Source organism: Bacillus sp. JH7 (assembly GCF_001563515.1).
GTDB classification, from domain to species: domain Bacteria; phylum Bacillota; class Bacilli; order Bacillales; family Bacillaceae_G; genus Bacillus_A; species Bacillus_A cereus.
Map to the genome: position 1 here is coordinate 349,767 of NZ_LPUS01000001.1, position 16,113 is coordinate 365,879.

The following is a 16,113-nucleotide window of genomic DNA, read 5'->3' on the forward strand; positions in this document are numbered from 1 at the left end:
AATTCTATTTTTCAGTATTTAAAATGAATTTACCTACGATAGCTGCGAAGATACCACCAAGAATTGGTGCTACGATGAATACCCATAGTTGAGAAAGTGCTTCTCCACCAACAAATAAAGCTGGTGCGATACTACGAGCTGGGTTAACAGATGTTCCAGTTAACGGAATTCCTAATAAGTGAATTAAAACTAATGTGAAACCAATTACTAGTCCAGCTAAAGAAGAACTTCCTTTTTTACCTGTTACAGCAACGATAACTAAAATAAATACGAAAGTTAAAATGAACTCAACTAAAAATGCTCCAGATAAACCAAGAGTTCCGAAACCATTTTGTCCTAAATTATCTAAAGGTGTTTTAGCAGATTTTAAAATTGTTACTAACGTTGCAGTTCCTAATAAACCACCTAAAATTTGAGCTAATACATAATAACAAAGTTCCATAGCGTTCATTCGTTTGTTGATGAACATAGCTACTGATACTGCTGGGTTAATGTGACATCCAGAAATTGTTCCGATGCTATATGCCATAGCTACAATAGATAAGCCGAAAGCCATAGCGATTCCTAATGTTCCAATTCCTTCAATTCCGCCGCCAGTGACAGCTACTCCAGTTCCGAATAATACAAGTACAAATGTACCAATAAATTCAGCGATTGCTTTTTTTAACATAATTTACCTCCTATTAATGCGCATGAAACGTATTATAACATAAGTTTTAGTATAAACAGCCAATGAAATACTATTCTGATAAGGCGAAATAGGGGGACAATAAAAAAGAGTATGGTTCATCTCTATAGAACCATACCCTTTTTTTATGCCGATTTTTTCTGTTTAACGACTGGAACAGAACGGTTTAAAATACTATTTGCAACCATTCCTAACATGATAATAATCATTCCGATGAGAGAAAGTCCTCCAGGGAGTGAACCATTTAAGAAAATGATTTCTCCAAGTACGGTAAAGACCATCGTTCCAGCTTGTGTTGCTTCAACAGCTCCAAGTAGAGCGAGGTTATCTTTTGCTAAGTCAGTAGCAAAGAAAAATGTCATCGTTGCAATAACGCCGGAACATAATGCTAACAAAAATCCTTGAAGCATTTGGTTGGATGTTGGAATGCCAGTAGTAGAAAATCCGTATATACCAAGCAAAATTGTTATAGGAAGACTTCCAATTGCCATTCCTAATACACGTTGGAACGTATCAAGGCGTCCACCAACAAGCTCCATCATTTTTCGGTTACCGAACGGATATAAGAAAGCGGCTAATACGACAGGTAAAAAACCTGAAATGAACTGAGTCATTGTAATATGGCCTGCGGCAGTTGCTTGCATACAAATTACACCAAGTAAAATAAATAATGCAACATATAAGCTACGAAGTGGAATTTTTCCACGCACAAGTTTCGTACCTGATTTTGTTTCTATTTTCACGAAAAATAGTGGTGATAGTAGTAAACCAGCTAAAATCGTAACTTGCCAAGTTCCAGCAACGAGCCAAGCTGGAGAAAAGACAGCTGCGAAACTTAATAAAGAATAAAAACCAATACCGGCAACAGAACCCCATCCGATCCATGCCAATGGATGTTTTTTTAACTCTTCCCATAATCCCCTAAAGTTTTTGCGAAATAAAACGATAAGGAATAAAATAGGAAGAGCAAATAAAAAACGGAAGGAAGCTGTCCAAGCCCAGCTCGTTCCAGATACATTCATTGCTCTATTAATAATAAAGGTTGCAGAAAAAAAGGCCGATGATAAAAGACCTAATAAAATTGCGCGCATGAAGTATAGCACTCCTTTCGGAAATAAATAATTATGTATAGTATGATATACTTTTATTCATTAAAAGTAAACTATTTTATATTTTAAGGTGGTTTTATATATGAAAGAAAATGAAGATATGCAAACGAAAGAAGTCATTCAACAAGTTGGACAGTTATTGAGACAAATTCGAAATGAACAGAAATTAAGTTTAGAAGAATTAGCCCATAAAACAGGAGTTAGTAAATTAACATTAGGAAAGATCGAAAGAGGGGAAACAAATCCGACACTAGCTGTCATTTGGAAAATAACGAAAGGGTTATCAATTCCTTTATCCAGATTAATGGTTGTTGGAGAACCTGTAGCTGTTGCGCGCTGTGGAGAAGGATTTGCAGTAGATGAAGGACAAGCGTGGCATTTAGAAACGATGTTCCGTTATACGAAAGAAACAGGGATGGAAATGCACCGTGCTTGTTTACGATCAAATAGTATATATGAGCCAGAAGCTCATCATGAAGGTGCGATTGAGCTTGTAACGGTAATGAAAGGGAAAGTGTCTATTCAAGTGGAGAATGATGTATACGAATTAAATGAGTTTGATTCCATTCAATTTGAAGCGAATAAGAAGCATATTTATAAAAATGAAGAAGAAGAAGTGGCGGTATTACATTTAACGATGAAATATTCTTCATGAAAAAATCACCTATAGGATTCTATAGGTGATTTGCTCTTCTTAAGTATGTGAAATAATGCCGTTAGTACGAACGTGGCATAAGTAATAAACAAATGAAATAAACTAAAAATCCTGTCCCAAAACATAAAACAGCAATAACCCAAATGATACGAATAAGAGTAGAGCTAATATCAAAATATTCTCCTAAACCACCACATATACCAAATAGCATTTTATCAGTTTCGGATTTACATAACTTTTTTGACATATTCCAATCAACTCCTTTTTATATCAAACTGCATACTTTTATTCTATATGGAAATTTATGAGAAGACTATGGGGTTGTATTACATTTTTTTGTGAGAAGTGATCGTATTAATTGTCTTAATTTTCAGTGGATATTAAACTTGTAGTTATGAGGTGATTTTTAATAAAGGGTGGGGAAATAGAGATGACAGTATATTGGTTGACTAACGTAATGCTTGAATCAGGATATACATATGAAGAAGAGAGAATTTCACAAACAGAAACAGAATTATGCAGTTTACTTATTGAAGATGGTCGAATTAAAAAAATTATAAAAGGGATTGTTCAAGAGGAAGATATAGTAACTTTTGATGCTAAGAACTTATTAATGTTGCCAGCTTTCAAAGAGATGCACATTCACATTGATAAAACATATTATAGTGGCCCATGGAAAGCTTGTATGCCAGCAGAAAGTATTTTTACACGTTTTAATGAAGAAGAAAAAATTTTACCAAAGCAATTAGCGACTGCCCGAAATAGAGCGGAAAATATGCTAGAGTTACTACTGCAAAATGGTGCAACGAATATTAGAACGCATTGTAATGTCGATCCGATTATTGGGCTTGGTAATCTGGAGGCGACGTTAGCGGCATTAGAAACATATAAAAATCGAGTGTCTAGTAGAATTGTTGCGTTTCCGCAACATGGATTATTGCGCAGTGATTCTGTGCAACTCGTGAAAGATGCGATGCGTATGGGTGCTCATCTAGTCGGAGGAGTAGATCCAGCTACAGTAGATAATGACATTGAAAAGTCATTACATACAATTATGGATATCGCAGTAGAATTTAATGCGGATGTTGATATTCATTTGCACGATGCGAATAATCTTGGAACGTTTACGATGAAGAGATTGGCAAGTTTAACAGAAGAAGCAGGATGGCAAGGCCGTGTAACGATTAGTCATGCACTTGGACTTGGTGGTGTTACTGATAAAGAGGCTGAAGAAGTGGCAGAAAGACTCGCAAATGTAAATATTGATATTACTTCAACAGTGCCAATTGGTAAACAAGTAATCCCAATTCCGTTATTAGATAAAAAAGGTGTTAAAGTTGCATTAGGCAATGATAGCATTACAGATCATTGGTCACCGTTTGGAACAGGTGATATGCTTCAAAAGGCGAATCGATTAGCAGAGCGTTTTGGGTGGAGTGACGAAAGGTCTTTAGGAAAAGCACTCCGCTTTATTACAGGAGGAAAAGAAACGTTAAATAATGAAGGGAAGCGAGTATGGCCGAATGTAGGGGATGAAGCGAGCTTTGTTTTGACGAATGCGACATGCGCTGCTGAAGCAGTAGCGCGTCAAACAGAAAAACGTTTAGTCGTGTATAAAGGAAATATTGTTGTTGGAAGTTTAAATGAGGTGGAATTAAATAATCTTGTGTAGAAGAATCGTTTAAATATTTTGAGGAGGGTTCTAATGGTGAGTATAGAACTCTTCTTTTTTATTCTTACAATATATTTTTATAGGAAAGCTAGAAGGGATGAAAAAATTGGACAATCAACATAACCAAAATCATATTATGGGAACTTTGCAATGGTTTATATTTTTATTAGCAAATTCAATCGCACTACCAATTGTCGTTGGCGGATTATTTCATCTTACGACGGAAGAAATATTTTATTTAATGCAGCGTACGTTTTTTGTAGTTGGTATATCTTCTTTTTTACAAGGGTGGCTTGGGCATAGACTGCCAATTGCGGATGGGCCGGCTGGATCTTGGGTTGGTGTATTTACCGTACTTGCTTATGCAACGGCCGGACAGGATCAATTACATAGTACACTGCAAATTTTAGAATTAGGAATGATAATCTCCGGTGTTATTTTAATAGGATTAGGAGTAACTGGTTTTATAGGACGTATTTTATTTTTATTTACGCCGCTTGTGACAGGGACGTTTTTACTTTTATTATGTTTACAATTAAGTGGTGTATTTTTAAAAGGAATGTTAGGAATTACAGCTACTATTTCTCAAATCGACGGATTTACAGCAATGATCGCGTTTAGTATATTTCTGTTCGTTATTATACTATCTAATTTTGGAAAAGGCTTTGTCAAAAGTTATGCAGTTTTAATAGGATTAATTAGTGGGTGGATTATTTTTCTCATTGCAGGAAAAGTGACAATCCCATCTCAAGTAACTCATTTTGTGCAACTTCCACATATATTTGCTTGGGGACTTCCAAAATGGAATACAGGTATGGCTGTATCAAGTTTCGTTATGGTATGTATTTTAGTTTCGAATACGGTGGCAGCTATTATAGCAATTAATCAAGCAACTATTCATAAAGCGACTATTGAACAAAAACAGTTGAAAGATGGAACATGGGTTGGGGGGATTTCACATCTCATCTCTTCTGTATTTTCAACTGTAGGTGTCGTTCCGTTACCAGCAACGGCAGGATTTATACGTTTAACAAAACAAAAGTATATACGATCGTTCTTAATGGCATGTGCGTTACTAGTCGTAATGTCTCTTTTTCCAAGTATTATTCGTTACTTAGCATCTTTACCATCAGCTGTGGCATCGGCTGTTTTAATGGCTTCGTTCGTACAGTTAATTGGAATTGGATTTAATAATATAAAACAAGTGCCGATGAGTGAAAGGAATGTAACGATTTTAGGCGTTGCAGTATTATTTGGCAGCGGCGTTATGTTTTTACCGTCTGGAGCACTCCAATCCTTGCCGTCTGTTATGCAATATATATTCGGTAATGGTTTATTTGTAGGTACGGTTGTAAGTATATTGCTAGAACAAATATGGCGCGTTGGAAAGTAAGTGGATAAAAAGAGTGTACGCACTGTATAAAAGTCTAAAATAACATAGGAAATAAAGCCCATTTTCATTCACCACCTGCACATTTCGTTCATACAATATCTTGACTAAATAAACACCCAACTTACACATACACAGCTCTGGCTTAAGCAAGGAGGGTTATACCAGTTGAAGGAAAAAGCGTATCAATCTAAACCTTTACTCACAAAGAGAGAGAGAGAAGTATTTGAATTGCTGGTTCAAGATAAAACAACGAAGGAAATTGCAGGTGAACTTTTTATAAGTGAAAAGACAGTTCGCAACCACATCTCAAACGCAATGCAAAAGCTAGGGGTTAAAGGACGTTCACAAGCAGTTGTGGAGCTTCTTCGTATGGGAGAGCTCGAATTATAAGAAAGCAGCCGACTTTTATATAAAAGTCGGCTATTTTTTGTTTGCTTCACTTGCTATATGAATGATAAGAACACTCCATACATAAATAGGTAATAAGGAGGGGATATGTTGAAAAGGATACTGTTAGTTTCAACAAGTGCTCATGATATGAATGGACACCCGACTGGTTTGTGGCTGGAAGAGCTCGCAGCTCCTTATCATGTATTTAAAAAGGCTAAGTTTGATGTTGATATTGTGTCAATAAAAGGTGGGAGAGTACCTATAGATAGAGTGTCTATTCCGAATGGTATACCTCGCGAATTCAAGCATGTAGCTTCTTTATTGCAAAATACGAGGCCGATTTCAAATGTTCATTTTTCGGATTATGATGCGGTTTTATTTGGTGGTGGGCACGGGGCGATTGTAGATTTTCCAGGTAATCCATATGTAGCAAATTTGATTGAGAATATGTATAACAATAACCGGATTGTAGCGGCTGTTTGTCACGGAGTAAGCTCCTTAGTCGGTGTGAAAAATCAGGATGGCTCGTTTTTTGTTGCGGGTAAGCGTATAACAGGTTATACAAACGATGAAGAAAGAGCTGTACATTTAGAAAAGCGCGTTCCGTTTTTGCTAGAAAGTAAGTTGAAAGAAGAAGGAGCTTTGTTTTATGTAGCCCCCAATTTTACGCCGCATGTAGTAGTAGATGGTCATTTAATTACAGGACAAAATCCACAGTCTAGCGTGGAAATAGGTAAGGCTATAAAAAGGGCTGTAAATAAATTATCGTCATTTTAATTTCTGCTCATTTCTTCTTATTAATGGGAATGTCTTCTTTTCAAAAAAAGATGGAGCAATGAATATGCACTTTATATAGAAGAAACCGACTTTCTTATAGAAGGTCGGTTATTTTTCTATCTTGCAAATTACGAAAAAAAGGAGCAAAATAAAAAAGGTCCTAGTCTATACATGGGCAAATGAAAATTTTCATACAGAAGCATTTGAAGTGAGCGAACTTAAAGTGTGTAAAATATAATGATAAACATAAAAGATGATGAATGAGAAAACGGGTGATGAAGTTGAATAGAGCAATCGGTGTTATCGATTCAGGAGTTGGCGGTTTAACAGTAGCGAAGGAATTAATTCGTCAGTTGCCGAAAGAGCGTATCATATATTTAGGAGATACAGCACGTTGTCCTTATGGTCCACGTTCTCGAGAAGAAGTACGTCAATTTACGTGGGAAATGACGGAGCATTTACTAGATTTAAATATTAAAATGTTAGTTATTGCGTGTAATACAGCAACTGCAGTTGTATTAGAAGAGATGCAAAAACAATTACCAATTCCAGTAGTAGGAGTTATTCACCCAGGATCACGTACAGCTTTAAAAGTGACAAACACGTATCACGTTGGGATTATTGGAACGATTGGAACGGTGAAAAGTGGTGCATACGAAGAGGCGTTAAAGTCTATTAATAACCGTGTTATGGTAGAAAGTTTAGCTTGTCCACCTTTCGTTGAACTTGTAGAGAGTGGGAATTTCGAAAGTGAAATGGCGTATGAAGTTGTAAGAGAAACGCTGCAACCACTGAAAAGTACCGATATTGATACACTTATATTAGGTTGTACACATTATCCGATTTTAGGACCTGTTATTAAAAAAGTAATGGGAGATAAAGTGCAACTAATTAGTTCTGGTGATGAAACAGCACGTGAAGTAAGTACAATCTTATATCATAGTAAAATGTTGAATGAAGGAGAAGAACAAAGCGATCATCTCTTCTTAACAACAGGAAAAATAGGCTTGTTTAAAGAAATTGCATCAAAATGGTTTGGTCAACCGATTGAAAATGTGAAGCATATTCATTTAGAAAAAGAATAATAGTAGAATTTATATAAGTGAGCTCCTGAGAAATCAGGAGCTTTTGTTTTATCTTGCTATTTGCTGGGTAGTAAGACCCCTGCTGATTAAAGTTTCAATTTATAAGAGGCACAGCTTGTTCTAAAACGTGAAACAGTTCGTATACATAATAGTACAAACTTAGATTTTAGGGGGGAATGGCATGCCTAAATCCACTTTTAAATGGGTTGTTGGTGCTACTGTGAGCGCTGTTTTACTAACAGGGTGTGGCTTTATAAATCAAGAGAAAGCAACTGAACAAATTGATCCGCCAAAACAAGTTACGTATACAGAGGGTGGGAAGAAAGAAGTAGCTAAAAAAGATAAGCAAGGGCAAATGGTAAATAGAGAACTATACCTTGTTGATAAAAATGGTTATGTTGTACCACAAACGTTAGCTATACCTACTCCGAAAGCGAATGAGACTGTGAAGCAAACGTTAGAATACCTTGTGAAAGATGGACCGGTAACGAATTTATTACCAAATGGGTTTCGTGCAGTCATTCCGGCGAATACAACAATGACCTTAGATTTGAAAAAGGACGGAACGGCAGTTATTGATTTCTCTAAAGAAATGAAAAACTATGCGAAAGAAGAAGAGCGTCAAATCGTTGAATCTATAGCTTGGACGTTGACGCAATTTACAGAGATAAAACAAGTGCAGTTCCAAATAAATGGTGAGAAATTGGCAAAAATGCCTGTTGGTGGTACACCGCTTGGTGAAGGAGTGAGCCGTGCAAATGGTATTAACTTCGATGATGAACAAGTAACAGATGTAACAAATACAAAACCAGTCACACTGTATTTTATGGCGCAAAATAATAATAAACAGCAATACTACGTACCAGTTACACGCCGCGTTGCAGAAGGTAAAGAAAATGACTATGCAACAATTATAGATGAACTTGTAAAAGGTCCGATCCATCAATCGCTCCTGAATGATTTTAATCCAGGCGTTAAGCTTATTACGAATCCGAAATTACAAGACGGAAATCTTACATTAAACTTTAATGAAAATATATTTGTAAACCCAGATAAAAATATGATCTCAAATTACGTATTGAAGTCGTTAGTTTTATCTTTAACAGAAAAGAAAGGTGTGAAAAATATTTCTATTGAAGTGAATGGAAAAGCAAATCTTATAGATGAAAAGGGCGGAAAGTTAATAAAACCTGTAGATCGTCCAGAAAACGTGAATACAGGTAGTTTTTAATCGTCAATAATTTGATATACTTAAGTAAGAAAGAGGAATTGCTTTTTGGGTTCCTCTTCTTTTATTGTATACATATCATACATTTAAATTTGGCTATACTAACAAGTAGTTATGAGGAGGTTATTTTTATGCGAGTAGATGGTAGAGAGAAAACAGAATTACGCCATATACATATTCATACGAATTATTTAAAACATCCAGAAGGATCAGTGTTAATTGAGGTTGGGGATACAAAGGTAATTTGCTCAGCGACAATTGAAGAGCGTGTCCCGCCATTTATGCGTGGAGAAGGAAAGGGCTGGGTAACAGCTGAATATGCGATGATTCCACGTGCGACAGAACAACGTACAATTAGGGAGTCAAGCAAAGGGAAAGTAACAGGACGTACAATGGAAATCCAGCGCTTAATAGGACGAGCATTACGTGCGGTAGTTGATTTAGAAGCGCTTGGCGAGAGAACAGTTTGGATTGACTGTGATGTCATCCAAGCAGATGGTGGAACGAGAACAGCTTCTATTACAGGTGCATATGTAGCGATGGTATTAGCTTTCGAGAAATTATTACAAGCAGAAAAAGTATCTAAAATTCCAGTAAAAGATTATTTAGCAGCAACATCAGTAGGAATTGTTGAAGAGCAAGGTGTTGTTTTAGATTTAAACTATGCAGAAGATTCTAAAGCAGACGTTGATATGAATGTAATTATGACTGGAAAAGGTCAGTTCGTTGAAGTGCAAGGAACTGGAGAAGAAGCGACGTTTAGTAGAGCGCAGTTAAATGAATTACTTGATGCAGCAGAACAAGGCATTTTCCAACTGATTGATATGCAAAAAGAAGCGTTAGGTGACATCGTATCTCATATAGAGTAGAGGTGGAAAGTATGAAACAAGTTGTTGTAGCGACAAAAAATATGGGGAAAGTACGTGAATTTGCCGAGTTATTTGAGCGATTTGATTTAGAAGTGAAATCATTACACGATTTTCCTCATATTGAAGAAGTCGAAGAAACTGGTGAAACATTTGAAGAAAATGCGATCTTAAAAGCGGATAGTTTGAGTAGACAGTTGAATGCAATTGTAATTGCGGATGATTCAGGTCTTATTGTAGATGCGTTAAACGGGAAACCAGGCGTGTATTCAGCTCGTTTTGCTGGAGAGCCAAAAGATGATCAAGCGAATATTGATAAAGTTTTACAAGAATTAAATGAAATACCGTTTGATAAGCGTAAAGCTCGCTTCTACTGTGCATTAGCAGTAGCTTTCCCTGAAGGTGATAAAAAGCCTGTCATTGTAAACGGGACATGTGAAGGATTTATTTTAGAACAACGCCGCGGAGAAAATGGCTTTGGATACGATCCGATCTTTTATGTGGAAGAGTACAAAAAAGCAATGGCGGAATTAAGTTCAGATGAAAAAAATGCTATTAGTCACCGCGGACGTGCTCTTCGTAAGTTAGAAGAAAAAATCCCGGAATGGTTTTTAGGAGAATAAGGGAGAGAGAATGATGAAAGCTTTAATCGTAAGCGATAGTCATAGCTCTGTGAAGGAATTACAGCAGTTGAAAGAGAAGTATGAAGGGAAAGTAAATATCATGATTCATTGCGGTGATTCAGAGCTAACATCTGCTCATGAAGAACTGCAAGGTTTCCATGTTGTAAAAGGAAACTGTGATTATGCTAACTTTCAAGATGAAATTGTAACTGATGTAGATGGAATTCGCTTCTTAGTTGTGCATGGACATCGCCATAATGTGAAAATGACATTACAAACGCTAGCGTACCATGCTGAAGAAGTGGGAGCGCAAGTTGCATGCTTCGGACATTCTCACGTATTAGGTGCGGAATTAATCGAGGGCGTTTTATTTATTAATCCAGGCAGTATTTTATTACCACGTCAGCGTGTAGAAAAGACATTTGCTTTATTAGAAATGGATGAAAATCAAATGGAAGTTCGTTTTGAAACGTTAGACGGACAACTAGTTGAACAGGCAGTTTTTAAAAGAGGATAAGAAAATTTATCCTCTTTTAAAAAAGGTGTTGACTTTATGTGTGGTTATACATATAATAAATATTGTCGATAGGGCAACGGCGCTAACGAAGAAAAGAAAATAACATATGCGGGTGTAGTTTAGTGGTAAAACAAGAGCCTTCCAAGCTCTGGTCGAGAGTTCGATTCTCTTCACCCGCTCCATGTCCCAGTAGCTCAGCCGGATAGAGCATACGCCTTCTAAGCGTACGGTCGGGAGTTCGAATCTCTCCTGGGACGCTAAAAAAACCTTGTTATCTTTTGATAACAAGGTTTTTTGTTTGTCTAAAATTTGATGTTTGGGTTATAGGTGTAGTTCATTCTTGATATTTGCGACCTTTCCTTTGATATTAAGTAGTTGCATATGTACTTCTTTTTCTTAAATAAAAAGAGCGCCATTTATGCGCCCTATTCCTCTTATTTAATTTAAAGAATCAATAGGTTTATGATGGAACTCAAATCCATATCCAGATTCTCTTAATTGTTTACTTACAATATTATAAAACTCTTTACCATTCTAGTACAATTCAGCAGCAGTTATCGGAACTTATTCCCGGTAGTGTGTTACAATTAATAGAAGCGGAAAACGAGAATCTCCAATTGACTGGACCTGTGATTGGTTAGATGGTTTAAGAAGGTCGTATAAAAAAGGGAGATGGCGCAAAGATGGCGAGATCAAATGAGAATGATTTAACGGAGAAATTGGCAGAAGGCCACCGAAAATATGGTGATGGCAATTTTACAGTACAGAACATCGGTGATGAAACTAACCCGAATTGGACTGTCGTAAAAAATGTGAGGAAGGGATCGGCAGGCATTCGCGAAGGAGAAGATATATTAAGACTGCGATCAAAATATATAAAATAGTACGGAAATGGGCGGAGCGGGAGTTCGAATCTCTCCTGGGACGCTAACAAAACCTTTTGCGGTGACGTCAAAGTCCGCAATATATAAGCTCTCTAATTCGTAAGTTGAATCGTACAATGTGCGGTCGCTAACGAGTTAGGGGGCTTTTTTGTCAAAAAATGTGATTCTTTAACGATTAGTGAGAACTTATCGAATATTTTGGGGGATAGATTGAAAAGTGATCAGCGAAAGAAAGAGACCGCAGAAAATCGTTATACGTTCAACCTAACAATCGGTAAAGCGCTCGAGATAATTGTGCGTTAAATAAAAAATACCCCCCAATTGTTAGTTGTGTCTAACAATTGGGGGGGGTTGGCAGATGTTGCTGGATTAGCAGTCACATGTTCTTCAGATTTTTTTGTATGCTTCAAAAAAACTTTGATGAAAAATCACATACATAAAAAACCTCATCGGATTTTATGCCTTCTACAAAACAAACCGTTCGTTTTTCATCAATTGTGTAACCGTGGATTAAAGTTTCTAATTTTTCTTCGGCTACTATAGTAATAATATATTGTGAAGGTTTCTTATTTCTTGTTAGGTTATTCATTGGGGTTTGTATACATGCCAAAATTAAAATAAGAAGTACTATGGAAGGTATCATCTCATAATTCCATTTCCTAAAAATTTGAATAGTAATGAGATAGGAAAAAATAATTACACTACTTATGATTTGAAGGGAAATTAAAACTTTAAGAATAATATTAAACTTCTTGTTTTTATGCAGAGAAAACCAAAACAGAAAATATAGTACAACTAATAGAATAACACTAATAATTAAAGCTCCTCCGATGTACCAAACTTTTTCGTTGTTACGCCAAGTTTTATTAAGGTTATCATATAATCCAAAGTTAAAAACACAGCAGCAAATAGATATAAAATAGCACCTAACAGTGTAAATAAAATTACATTCCAAAAATTCAATTTTACTAGTGTGGCTTTATTTAAATACAATTTATCAATTTCCTTAGTTGTTGCCGCTATTACAAATTGATTAACACTATATAATACAGCTGGTATAAGTAAGGTGGCTATAATTGTAGTGAATACAGGTGCAAACTTGCCTATTGTCTCTATTGTTAGTCCGCTAAACATTTTCGTTGTTTAACCCTTTCAAAGTTAAAGTTAGATAAAAAAGAACGCTGTCCTAAGAATAGGTAAGCGTCCTATGTTTTTAATAAATCAACCTGTATCACCATCAGCTAAACTTTGTATAATATTAATAATTGTTTGAGTATTAACTGAGGTATGTGTGCCTATTGTTACAAGTGTAATCAATAGCATTCCTAATAATACTTTCTTCACTTTAACGCCTCCTTTTTAAAAATTTCTTTTTTAGCTTCATAACTTAAATAGAAATATTTACTTCCTTGTTCAAAGTTTCCTTCGTTATGAAATTGGACTGCGACTGCTTCCGCGTATTCTTGGACATACTCCCATAATCTTTCGTTTTTAAAGTAGTTCATTCCTGCTAGCACAGCTTGTTCTAATTTTTCGGCAGTAACTTTTTTATTAATTTTTCTTAGAATTGTAAAGCGGTATTGATATTCTTGATTTCCTAATTCATTGCAGATAGTTAAACCTTTTTCAATGAGTTGAGATGCAATTTCTTCTTCATCTAGCTTGACGTGTTCCTTGGCTTTAACAAAAATAGCTTTATAATTATGAGGTTTCTTTTCGACAACTTCTGAAAGGTATCGAATTGCCGAAATAGAGAGGTTTTGACTCGCATACATTAAGCCTAAATTATGGCGAACTAGTAAGATTGCTTTCTCATTTTTTTGCTTTTGGAATGTGTTCATTGCAGTAACAAAGTATTCTTCAGCTAGTTCAAATTCTCTTAAATGCGTACAAGCTAATCCTAATAAATTATCGCAATAGGCTGTTTTTAATTCATAGCTTTCATGTTTAGAAAATATGTCCCTAGCTTTTGTACTGTGCTTAATGGCTAAAAGTGCTTGATAAATATGATAATGATATGTTGCTAAGTTATAATGAAATTCTGCTTTTTCAAGTTCATCAGGAATGTGTTTAAGTAAAATTTCTGCTGTATCATAATGTTCTTTAGCAAGGCTATAATTACCGATTGCGTTAGAATGAATAGCCTTATAAAAATGGTAGTAGTAAGATAAAAAGTTATCTGTGGGAATATTAAAAGATTCAATTTTATCAAAGCTATTTTTTGAAATACTTAAATTATCCACTAAATATTTATAACCGAAATCTAAAAGGTAATAGTAGAGTAACAATTTTGGGTCTGCTTCGTTAGTGTGAATGATCGAATTAATTTCTTCTTTTAAACAATGGGCATTATCTATATTACGTGAACGTATTTCTTGATACCATCTGTTAAGTAGTTTTGAAATTTGTTCATTCCCCTTTATTAGAACGTCCATGAAATCCCACCCCTTTTTGAATATTCTTATAAATAATGATAGCAAGAATAGAATTTGATGGAAATTGAATTTCAATATTTCTCAACATTTGTGTAAAAATTTTATTTTCAATTATGTAACTAATTGCATTCATTCTCCCTGTTAGTAATTTCAAATATTGGGCACAGTGAAATAACCAGACATAATATAATCTTCTTATAAAATACTTTATAAAGATGGAAGGTTAACACTTCAAAATATCCTAAAGGCGATTGAGGAAGCGAAAGAAGCTCGTGAAAAATTAAAACTATTCTCACCATCAGAAGTAGTGTGGGACATTGAAGGTTTATCTAAGCAACTACCATGGAGAGATAAATCTTCAACAAATATAACAGATCTATCTAACTACTTTTACACAAGTGGTGGTAAAGACATGTTTGAAATGTTATTTAAAGCATGTGACGAAGCTCTAGAATTAGAAGTAGATTTAGAAATAGAGACATTATAATAGGAAAAAGCTTCATCTTGACGATAAGGTATATAATAAGGCAGAATTTTAACAAATGGTCAGTTAACCGAAACAATGAACGATTCAATAAACGAATTATACTAGCGTTTATATATTTTGGTTAAAGACGAAGCGGGAGCTCGAATTTCTCCTGGTACGCTACAAAAACCTTGTTATCTTTTGATAACAAGGTTTTCTGTTTAGTTATTAATAAACTTCTCAAATACAAAACCATAATCTTTCACATTATATTGTTTCTTCGTATCAACGAGCCAGTTAAAAGCGATTTCGTTTATTTCTTTAAACTGTTCTGCTAAATTTACTTGTGCGTTTGAAATACGGCTGAAAGCGTTAGATGCCATATCTAAACTTTTGTGTGCATATTGTAATGTAATATCGTTGTCGTATGAAATTTCTTCGATTTTAAGTAAAGCCTTATATAAATCTTTTAATTCTTCAATATGTTTTTTATGAACATCAATTGAGTAATGCTCATCGCCCATTTGAAACTTAATTTCTACATCTAAATCAATCGTTCCCGCAGTTTCAAGCGCTACGTTTTTAATTTGATATTTACTATAGCTAAAGCGGCGTAGTGTACGTTTTTTACTTGTTGCGCTTGTACCGTCTAAGTGAATTAACCCTTTGTTTGTGAAGCAATATTCATCTGATTTCGATTTAATTAGAAAGTAAATTTTCTCCCCATCTTCATGCATTACATAATCATCGGCATCGACCTTATCATAGTCTTTAGGTGTAATAACAGAACCTACATCGCTTAGTCCTAATACATCTGCGGCCATTTTTTTAAACATATATAATCCCCCTTGTAAATTAAAGTCTTAATTGTACAAAAATATATTAACATGATCTTCATCCTTTGTTTTCTTGTAATACGAAAATATCTGAAGGTAAGTTAAGAAAAGTAATGAATAATTATTTTGATCCTAAATTATTTAGTAAATCTATTAGTTTAAGAGTGGATTCTCCGAAAAATAACCAAGAGAAAAAAGTTAATTTTGCAAGTGATTATAAATAAATTCCGTGAAAGCACCTCAAGCGATATGAGGTTTTTTTCAATCTCTTTTTGAAATCTTACAATTCTGTAAGGTAACTGTAAGGTAGTTCGATGGTAAGAAATTGCTAATCTTTTATAATGAAGATAACAACGATAAAACGAGGAGGCAGAAATGATGAAAGGATTAGTTGTAACGGGCTTGACGGTTGCTTTTGGATTTGTAGCGTATGAGAAATTAACGTATGTAGTTGATGTTGTGAAACATTTGATTGCTTAGAGAAAACAG

The 16,113-nt window shown here is 35.1% G+C and carries 19 protein-coding genes and 2 tRNA genes; 14 read left to right on the top strand and 7 right to left on the bottom strand.

Features of this window, described 5'->3' with window-relative positions; all coding sequences use genetic code 11:
• Nucleotides 1–4 precede the first annotated feature (4 nt).
• Nucleotides 5–670, bottom strand: a complete 666-nt coding sequence (locus tag AU379_RS01920; RefSeq protein WP_000913213.1) for an aquaporin — start codon at nucleotides 668–670, stop codon at nucleotides 5–7.
• Nucleotides 671–813: 143 nt separating this feature from the next.
• Nucleotides 814–1,779 (bottom strand): multidrug resistance efflux transporter family protein, encoded by a 966-nt coding sequence (locus AU379_RS01925; protein ID WP_001201630.1) that lies wholly within the window; start codon nucleotides 1,777–1,779, stop codon nucleotides 814–816.
• 100 nt (nucleotides 1,780–1,879) lie between these two features.
• On the opposite strand from AU379_RS01925, the gene AU379_RS01930 reads away from it, so the two are divergent.
• Nucleotides 1,880–2,452 (top strand): XRE family transcriptional regulator, encoded by a 573-nt coding sequence (locus tag AU379_RS01930; RefSeq protein ID WP_000661924.1) that lies wholly within the window; start codon nucleotides 1,880–1,882, stop codon nucleotides 2,450–2,452.
• Between the two features lie 61 nt (nucleotides 2,453–2,513).
• Here AU379_RS01930 and AU379_RS01935 read toward each other — a convergent pair whose 3' ends face one another.
• Nucleotides 2,514–2,699: a PspC domain-containing protein gene (locus tag AU379_RS01935; RefSeq protein WP_000038411.1), complete on the bottom strand. Its 186-nt coding sequence runs from the start codon at nucleotides 2,697–2,699 to the stop codon at nucleotides 2,514–2,516.
• A 183-nt stretch (nucleotides 2,700–2,882) separates the two neighbouring features.
• On the opposite strand from AU379_RS01935, the gene AU379_RS01940 reads away from it, so the two are divergent.
• The 12 genes from AU379_RS01940 to AU379_RS01995 all read left to right on the top strand — a co-directional run bounded on the left by AU379_RS01940 (nucleotide 2,883) and on the right by AU379_RS01995 (nucleotide 11,887).
• On the top strand, nucleotides 2,883–4,124 hold the full coding sequence (locus AU379_RS01940; protein ID WP_000219569.1) for an amidohydrolase family protein: 1,242 nt from the start codon (nucleotides 2,883–2,885) through the stop codon (nucleotides 4,122–4,124).
• Nucleotides 4,125–4,221: 97 nt separating this feature from the next.
• Nucleotides 4,222–5,517, top strand: a complete 1,296-nt coding sequence (locus AU379_RS01945) for a purine/pyrimidine permease (RefSeq protein ID WP_000732141.1) — start codon at nucleotides 4,222–4,224, stop codon at nucleotides 5,515–5,517.
• Nucleotides 5,518–5,682: 165 nt separating this feature from the next.
• A complete protein-coding gene (gene gerE, locus AU379_RS01950; protein ID WP_000659484.1) occupies nucleotides 5,683–5,907 on the top strand; it encodes a spore germination transcription factor GerE in 225 nt (74 codons plus the stop codon).
• 105 nt (nucleotides 5,908–6,012) lie between these two features.
• Nucleotides 6,013–6,684 carry a type 1 glutamine amidotransferase domain-containing protein gene (locus AU379_RS01955; protein WP_061138931.1) on the top strand — a complete coding sequence of 224 codons (672 nt, stop codon included), beginning with the start codon at nucleotides 6,013–6,015 and terminating at the stop codon, nucleotides 6,682–6,684.
• Between the two features lie 275 nt (nucleotides 6,685–6,959).
• Entirely contained in the window at nucleotides 6,960–7,769 is an 810-nt protein-coding gene (racE, locus tag AU379_RS01960) for a glutamate racemase (RefSeq protein ID WP_000774005.1), read from the top strand.
• 181 nt (nucleotides 7,770–7,950) lie between these two features.
• Complete coding sequence (gerM, locus tag AU379_RS01965; RefSeq protein ID WP_001126750.1) at nucleotides 7,951–9,000, top strand: spore germination protein GerM; 1,050 nt, start codon at nucleotides 7,951–7,953, stop codon at nucleotides 8,998–9,000.
• A gap of 128 nt (nucleotides 9,001–9,128) precedes the next feature.
• Nucleotides 9,129–9,866: a ribonuclease PH gene (gene rph, locus AU379_RS01970; protein ID WP_001261765.1), complete on the top strand. Its 738-nt coding sequence runs from the start codon at nucleotides 9,129–9,131 to the stop codon at nucleotides 9,864–9,866.
• Nucleotides 9,867–9,877: 11 nt separating this feature from the next.
• Nucleotides 9,878–10,486, top strand: coding sequence for an XTP/dITP diphosphatase (locus AU379_RS01975; RefSeq protein WP_000815939.1), 609 nt, complete (start codon nucleotides 9,878–9,880; stop codon nucleotides 10,484–10,486).
• Between the two features lie 13 nt (nucleotides 10,487–10,499).
• Nucleotides 10,500–11,003 carry a metallophosphoesterase gene (locus AU379_RS01980; RefSeq protein ID WP_000645518.1) on the top strand — a complete coding sequence of 168 codons (504 nt, stop codon included), beginning with the start codon at nucleotides 10,500–10,502 and terminating at the stop codon, nucleotides 11,001–11,003.
• Between the two features lie 108 nt (nucleotides 11,004–11,111).
• A tRNA-Gly gene (locus tag AU379_RS01985) sits at nucleotides 11,112–11,185 on the top strand.
• A gap of 1 nt (nucleotide 11,186) precedes the next feature.
• Nucleotides 11,187–11,260, top strand: a tRNA-Arg gene (locus AU379_RS01990).
• A gap of 426 nt (nucleotides 11,261–11,686) precedes the next feature.
• Nucleotides 11,687–11,887, top strand: a complete 201-nt coding sequence (locus AU379_RS01995) for a hypothetical protein (protein WP_000124460.1) — start codon at nucleotides 11,687–11,689, stop codon at nucleotides 11,885–11,887.
• 816 nt (nucleotides 11,888–12,703) lie between these two features.
• On the opposite strand, the gene AU379_RS30835 is transcribed toward AU379_RS01995, so the two are convergent.
• From AU379_RS30835 to AU379_RS02010, 3 genes are all read right to left on the bottom strand, one after another.
• Complete coding sequence (locus AU379_RS30835; protein ID WP_033697427.1) at nucleotides 12,704–13,021, bottom strand: hypothetical protein; 318 nt, start codon at nucleotides 13,019–13,021, stop codon at nucleotides 12,704–12,706.
• An 87-nt stretch (nucleotides 13,022–13,108) separates the two neighbouring features.
• Nucleotides 13,109–13,231, bottom strand: coding sequence for a hypothetical protein (locus AU379_RS31105; protein ID WP_269769370.1), 123 nt, complete (start codon nucleotides 13,229–13,231; stop codon nucleotides 13,109–13,111).
• Nucleotides 13,228–14,322, bottom strand: a complete 1,095-nt coding sequence (locus AU379_RS02010; RefSeq protein WP_000382781.1) for a tetratricopeptide repeat protein — start codon at nucleotides 14,320–14,322, stop codon at nucleotides 13,228–13,230. The genes AU379_RS31105 and AU379_RS02010 overlap by 4 nt, the downstream gene beginning before the upstream one ends.
• Nucleotides 14,323–14,524: 202 nt before the next feature.
• Between AU379_RS02010 and AU379_RS02015 the strand changes: the two genes are divergently transcribed.
• Entirely contained in the window at nucleotides 14,525–14,809 is a 285-nt protein-coding gene (locus tag AU379_RS02015) for an Imm70 family immunity protein (RefSeq protein WP_087944812.1), read from the top strand.
• Nucleotides 14,810–15,009: 200 nt separating this feature from the next.
• Here the strand turns inward: AU379_RS02015 and AU379_RS02020 are convergent, their stop codons facing one another.
• Complete coding sequence (locus AU379_RS02020; protein ID WP_000473867.1) at nucleotides 15,010–15,624, bottom strand: PH domain-containing protein; 615 nt, start codon at nucleotides 15,622–15,624, stop codon at nucleotides 15,010–15,012.
• Nucleotides 15,625–16,113 lie beyond the last annotated feature (489 nt).

Bases quoted from the DNA above. Each gene is read 5' to 3' on its own strand.
- AU379_RS01920 (WP_000913213.1), bottom strand. From the start codon at position 670: ATGTTAAAAAAAGCAATCGCTGAATTTATTGGTACATTTGTACTTGTA.
- AU379_RS01925 (WP_001201630.1), bottom strand. From the start codon at position 1,779: ATGCGCGCAATTTTATTAGGTCTTTTATCATCGGCCTTTTTTTCTGCA.
- AU379_RS01930 (WP_000661924.1), top strand. From the start codon at position 1,880: ATGAAAGAAAATGAAGATATGCAAACGAAAGAAGTCATTCAACAAGTT.
- AU379_RS01935 (WP_000038411.1), bottom strand. From the start codon at position 2,699: ATGTCAAAAAAGTTATGTAAATCCGAAACTGATAAAATGCTATTTGGT.
- AU379_RS01940 (WP_000219569.1), top strand. From the start codon at position 2,883: ATGACAGTATATTGGTTGACTAACGTAATGCTTGAATCAGGATATACA.
- AU379_RS01945 (WP_000732141.1), top strand. From the start codon at position 4,222: ATGAAAAAATTGGACAATCAACATAACCAAAATCATATTATGGGAACT.
- AU379_RS01955 (WP_061138931.1), top strand. From the start codon at position 6,013: ATGTTGAAAAGGATACTGTTAGTTTCAACAAGTGCTCATGATATGAAT.
- racE (WP_000774005.1), top strand. From the start codon at position 6,960: ATGAAGTTGAATAGAGCAATCGGTGTTATCGATTCAGGAGTTGGCGGT.
- gerM (WP_001126750.1), top strand. From the start codon at position 7,951: ATGCCTAAATCCACTTTTAAATGGGTTGTTGGTGCTACTGTGAGCGCT.
- rph (WP_001261765.1), top strand. From the start codon at position 9,129: ATGCGAGTAGATGGTAGAGAGAAAACAGAATTACGCCATATACATATT.
- AU379_RS01975 (WP_000815939.1), top strand. From the start codon at position 9,878: ATGAAACAAGTTGTTGTAGCGACAAAAAATATGGGGAAAGTACGTGAA.
- AU379_RS01980 (WP_000645518.1), top strand. From the start codon at position 10,500: ATGAAAGCTTTAATCGTAAGCGATAGTCATAGCTCTGTGAAGGAATTA.
- AU379_RS01995 (WP_000124460.1), top strand. From the start codon at position 11,687: ATGGCGAGATCAAATGAGAATGATTTAACGGAGAAATTGGCAGAAGGC.
- AU379_RS30835 (WP_033697427.1), bottom strand. From the start codon at position 13,021: ATGTTTAGCGGACTAACAATAGAGACAATAGGCAAGTTTGCACCTGTA.
- AU379_RS02010 (WP_000382781.1), bottom strand. From the start codon at position 14,322: ATGGACGTTCTAATAAAGGGGAATGAACAAATTTCAAAACTACTTAAC.
- AU379_RS02020 (WP_000473867.1), bottom strand. From the start codon at position 15,624: ATGTTTAAAAAAATGGCCGCAGATGTATTAGGACTAAGCGATGTAGGT.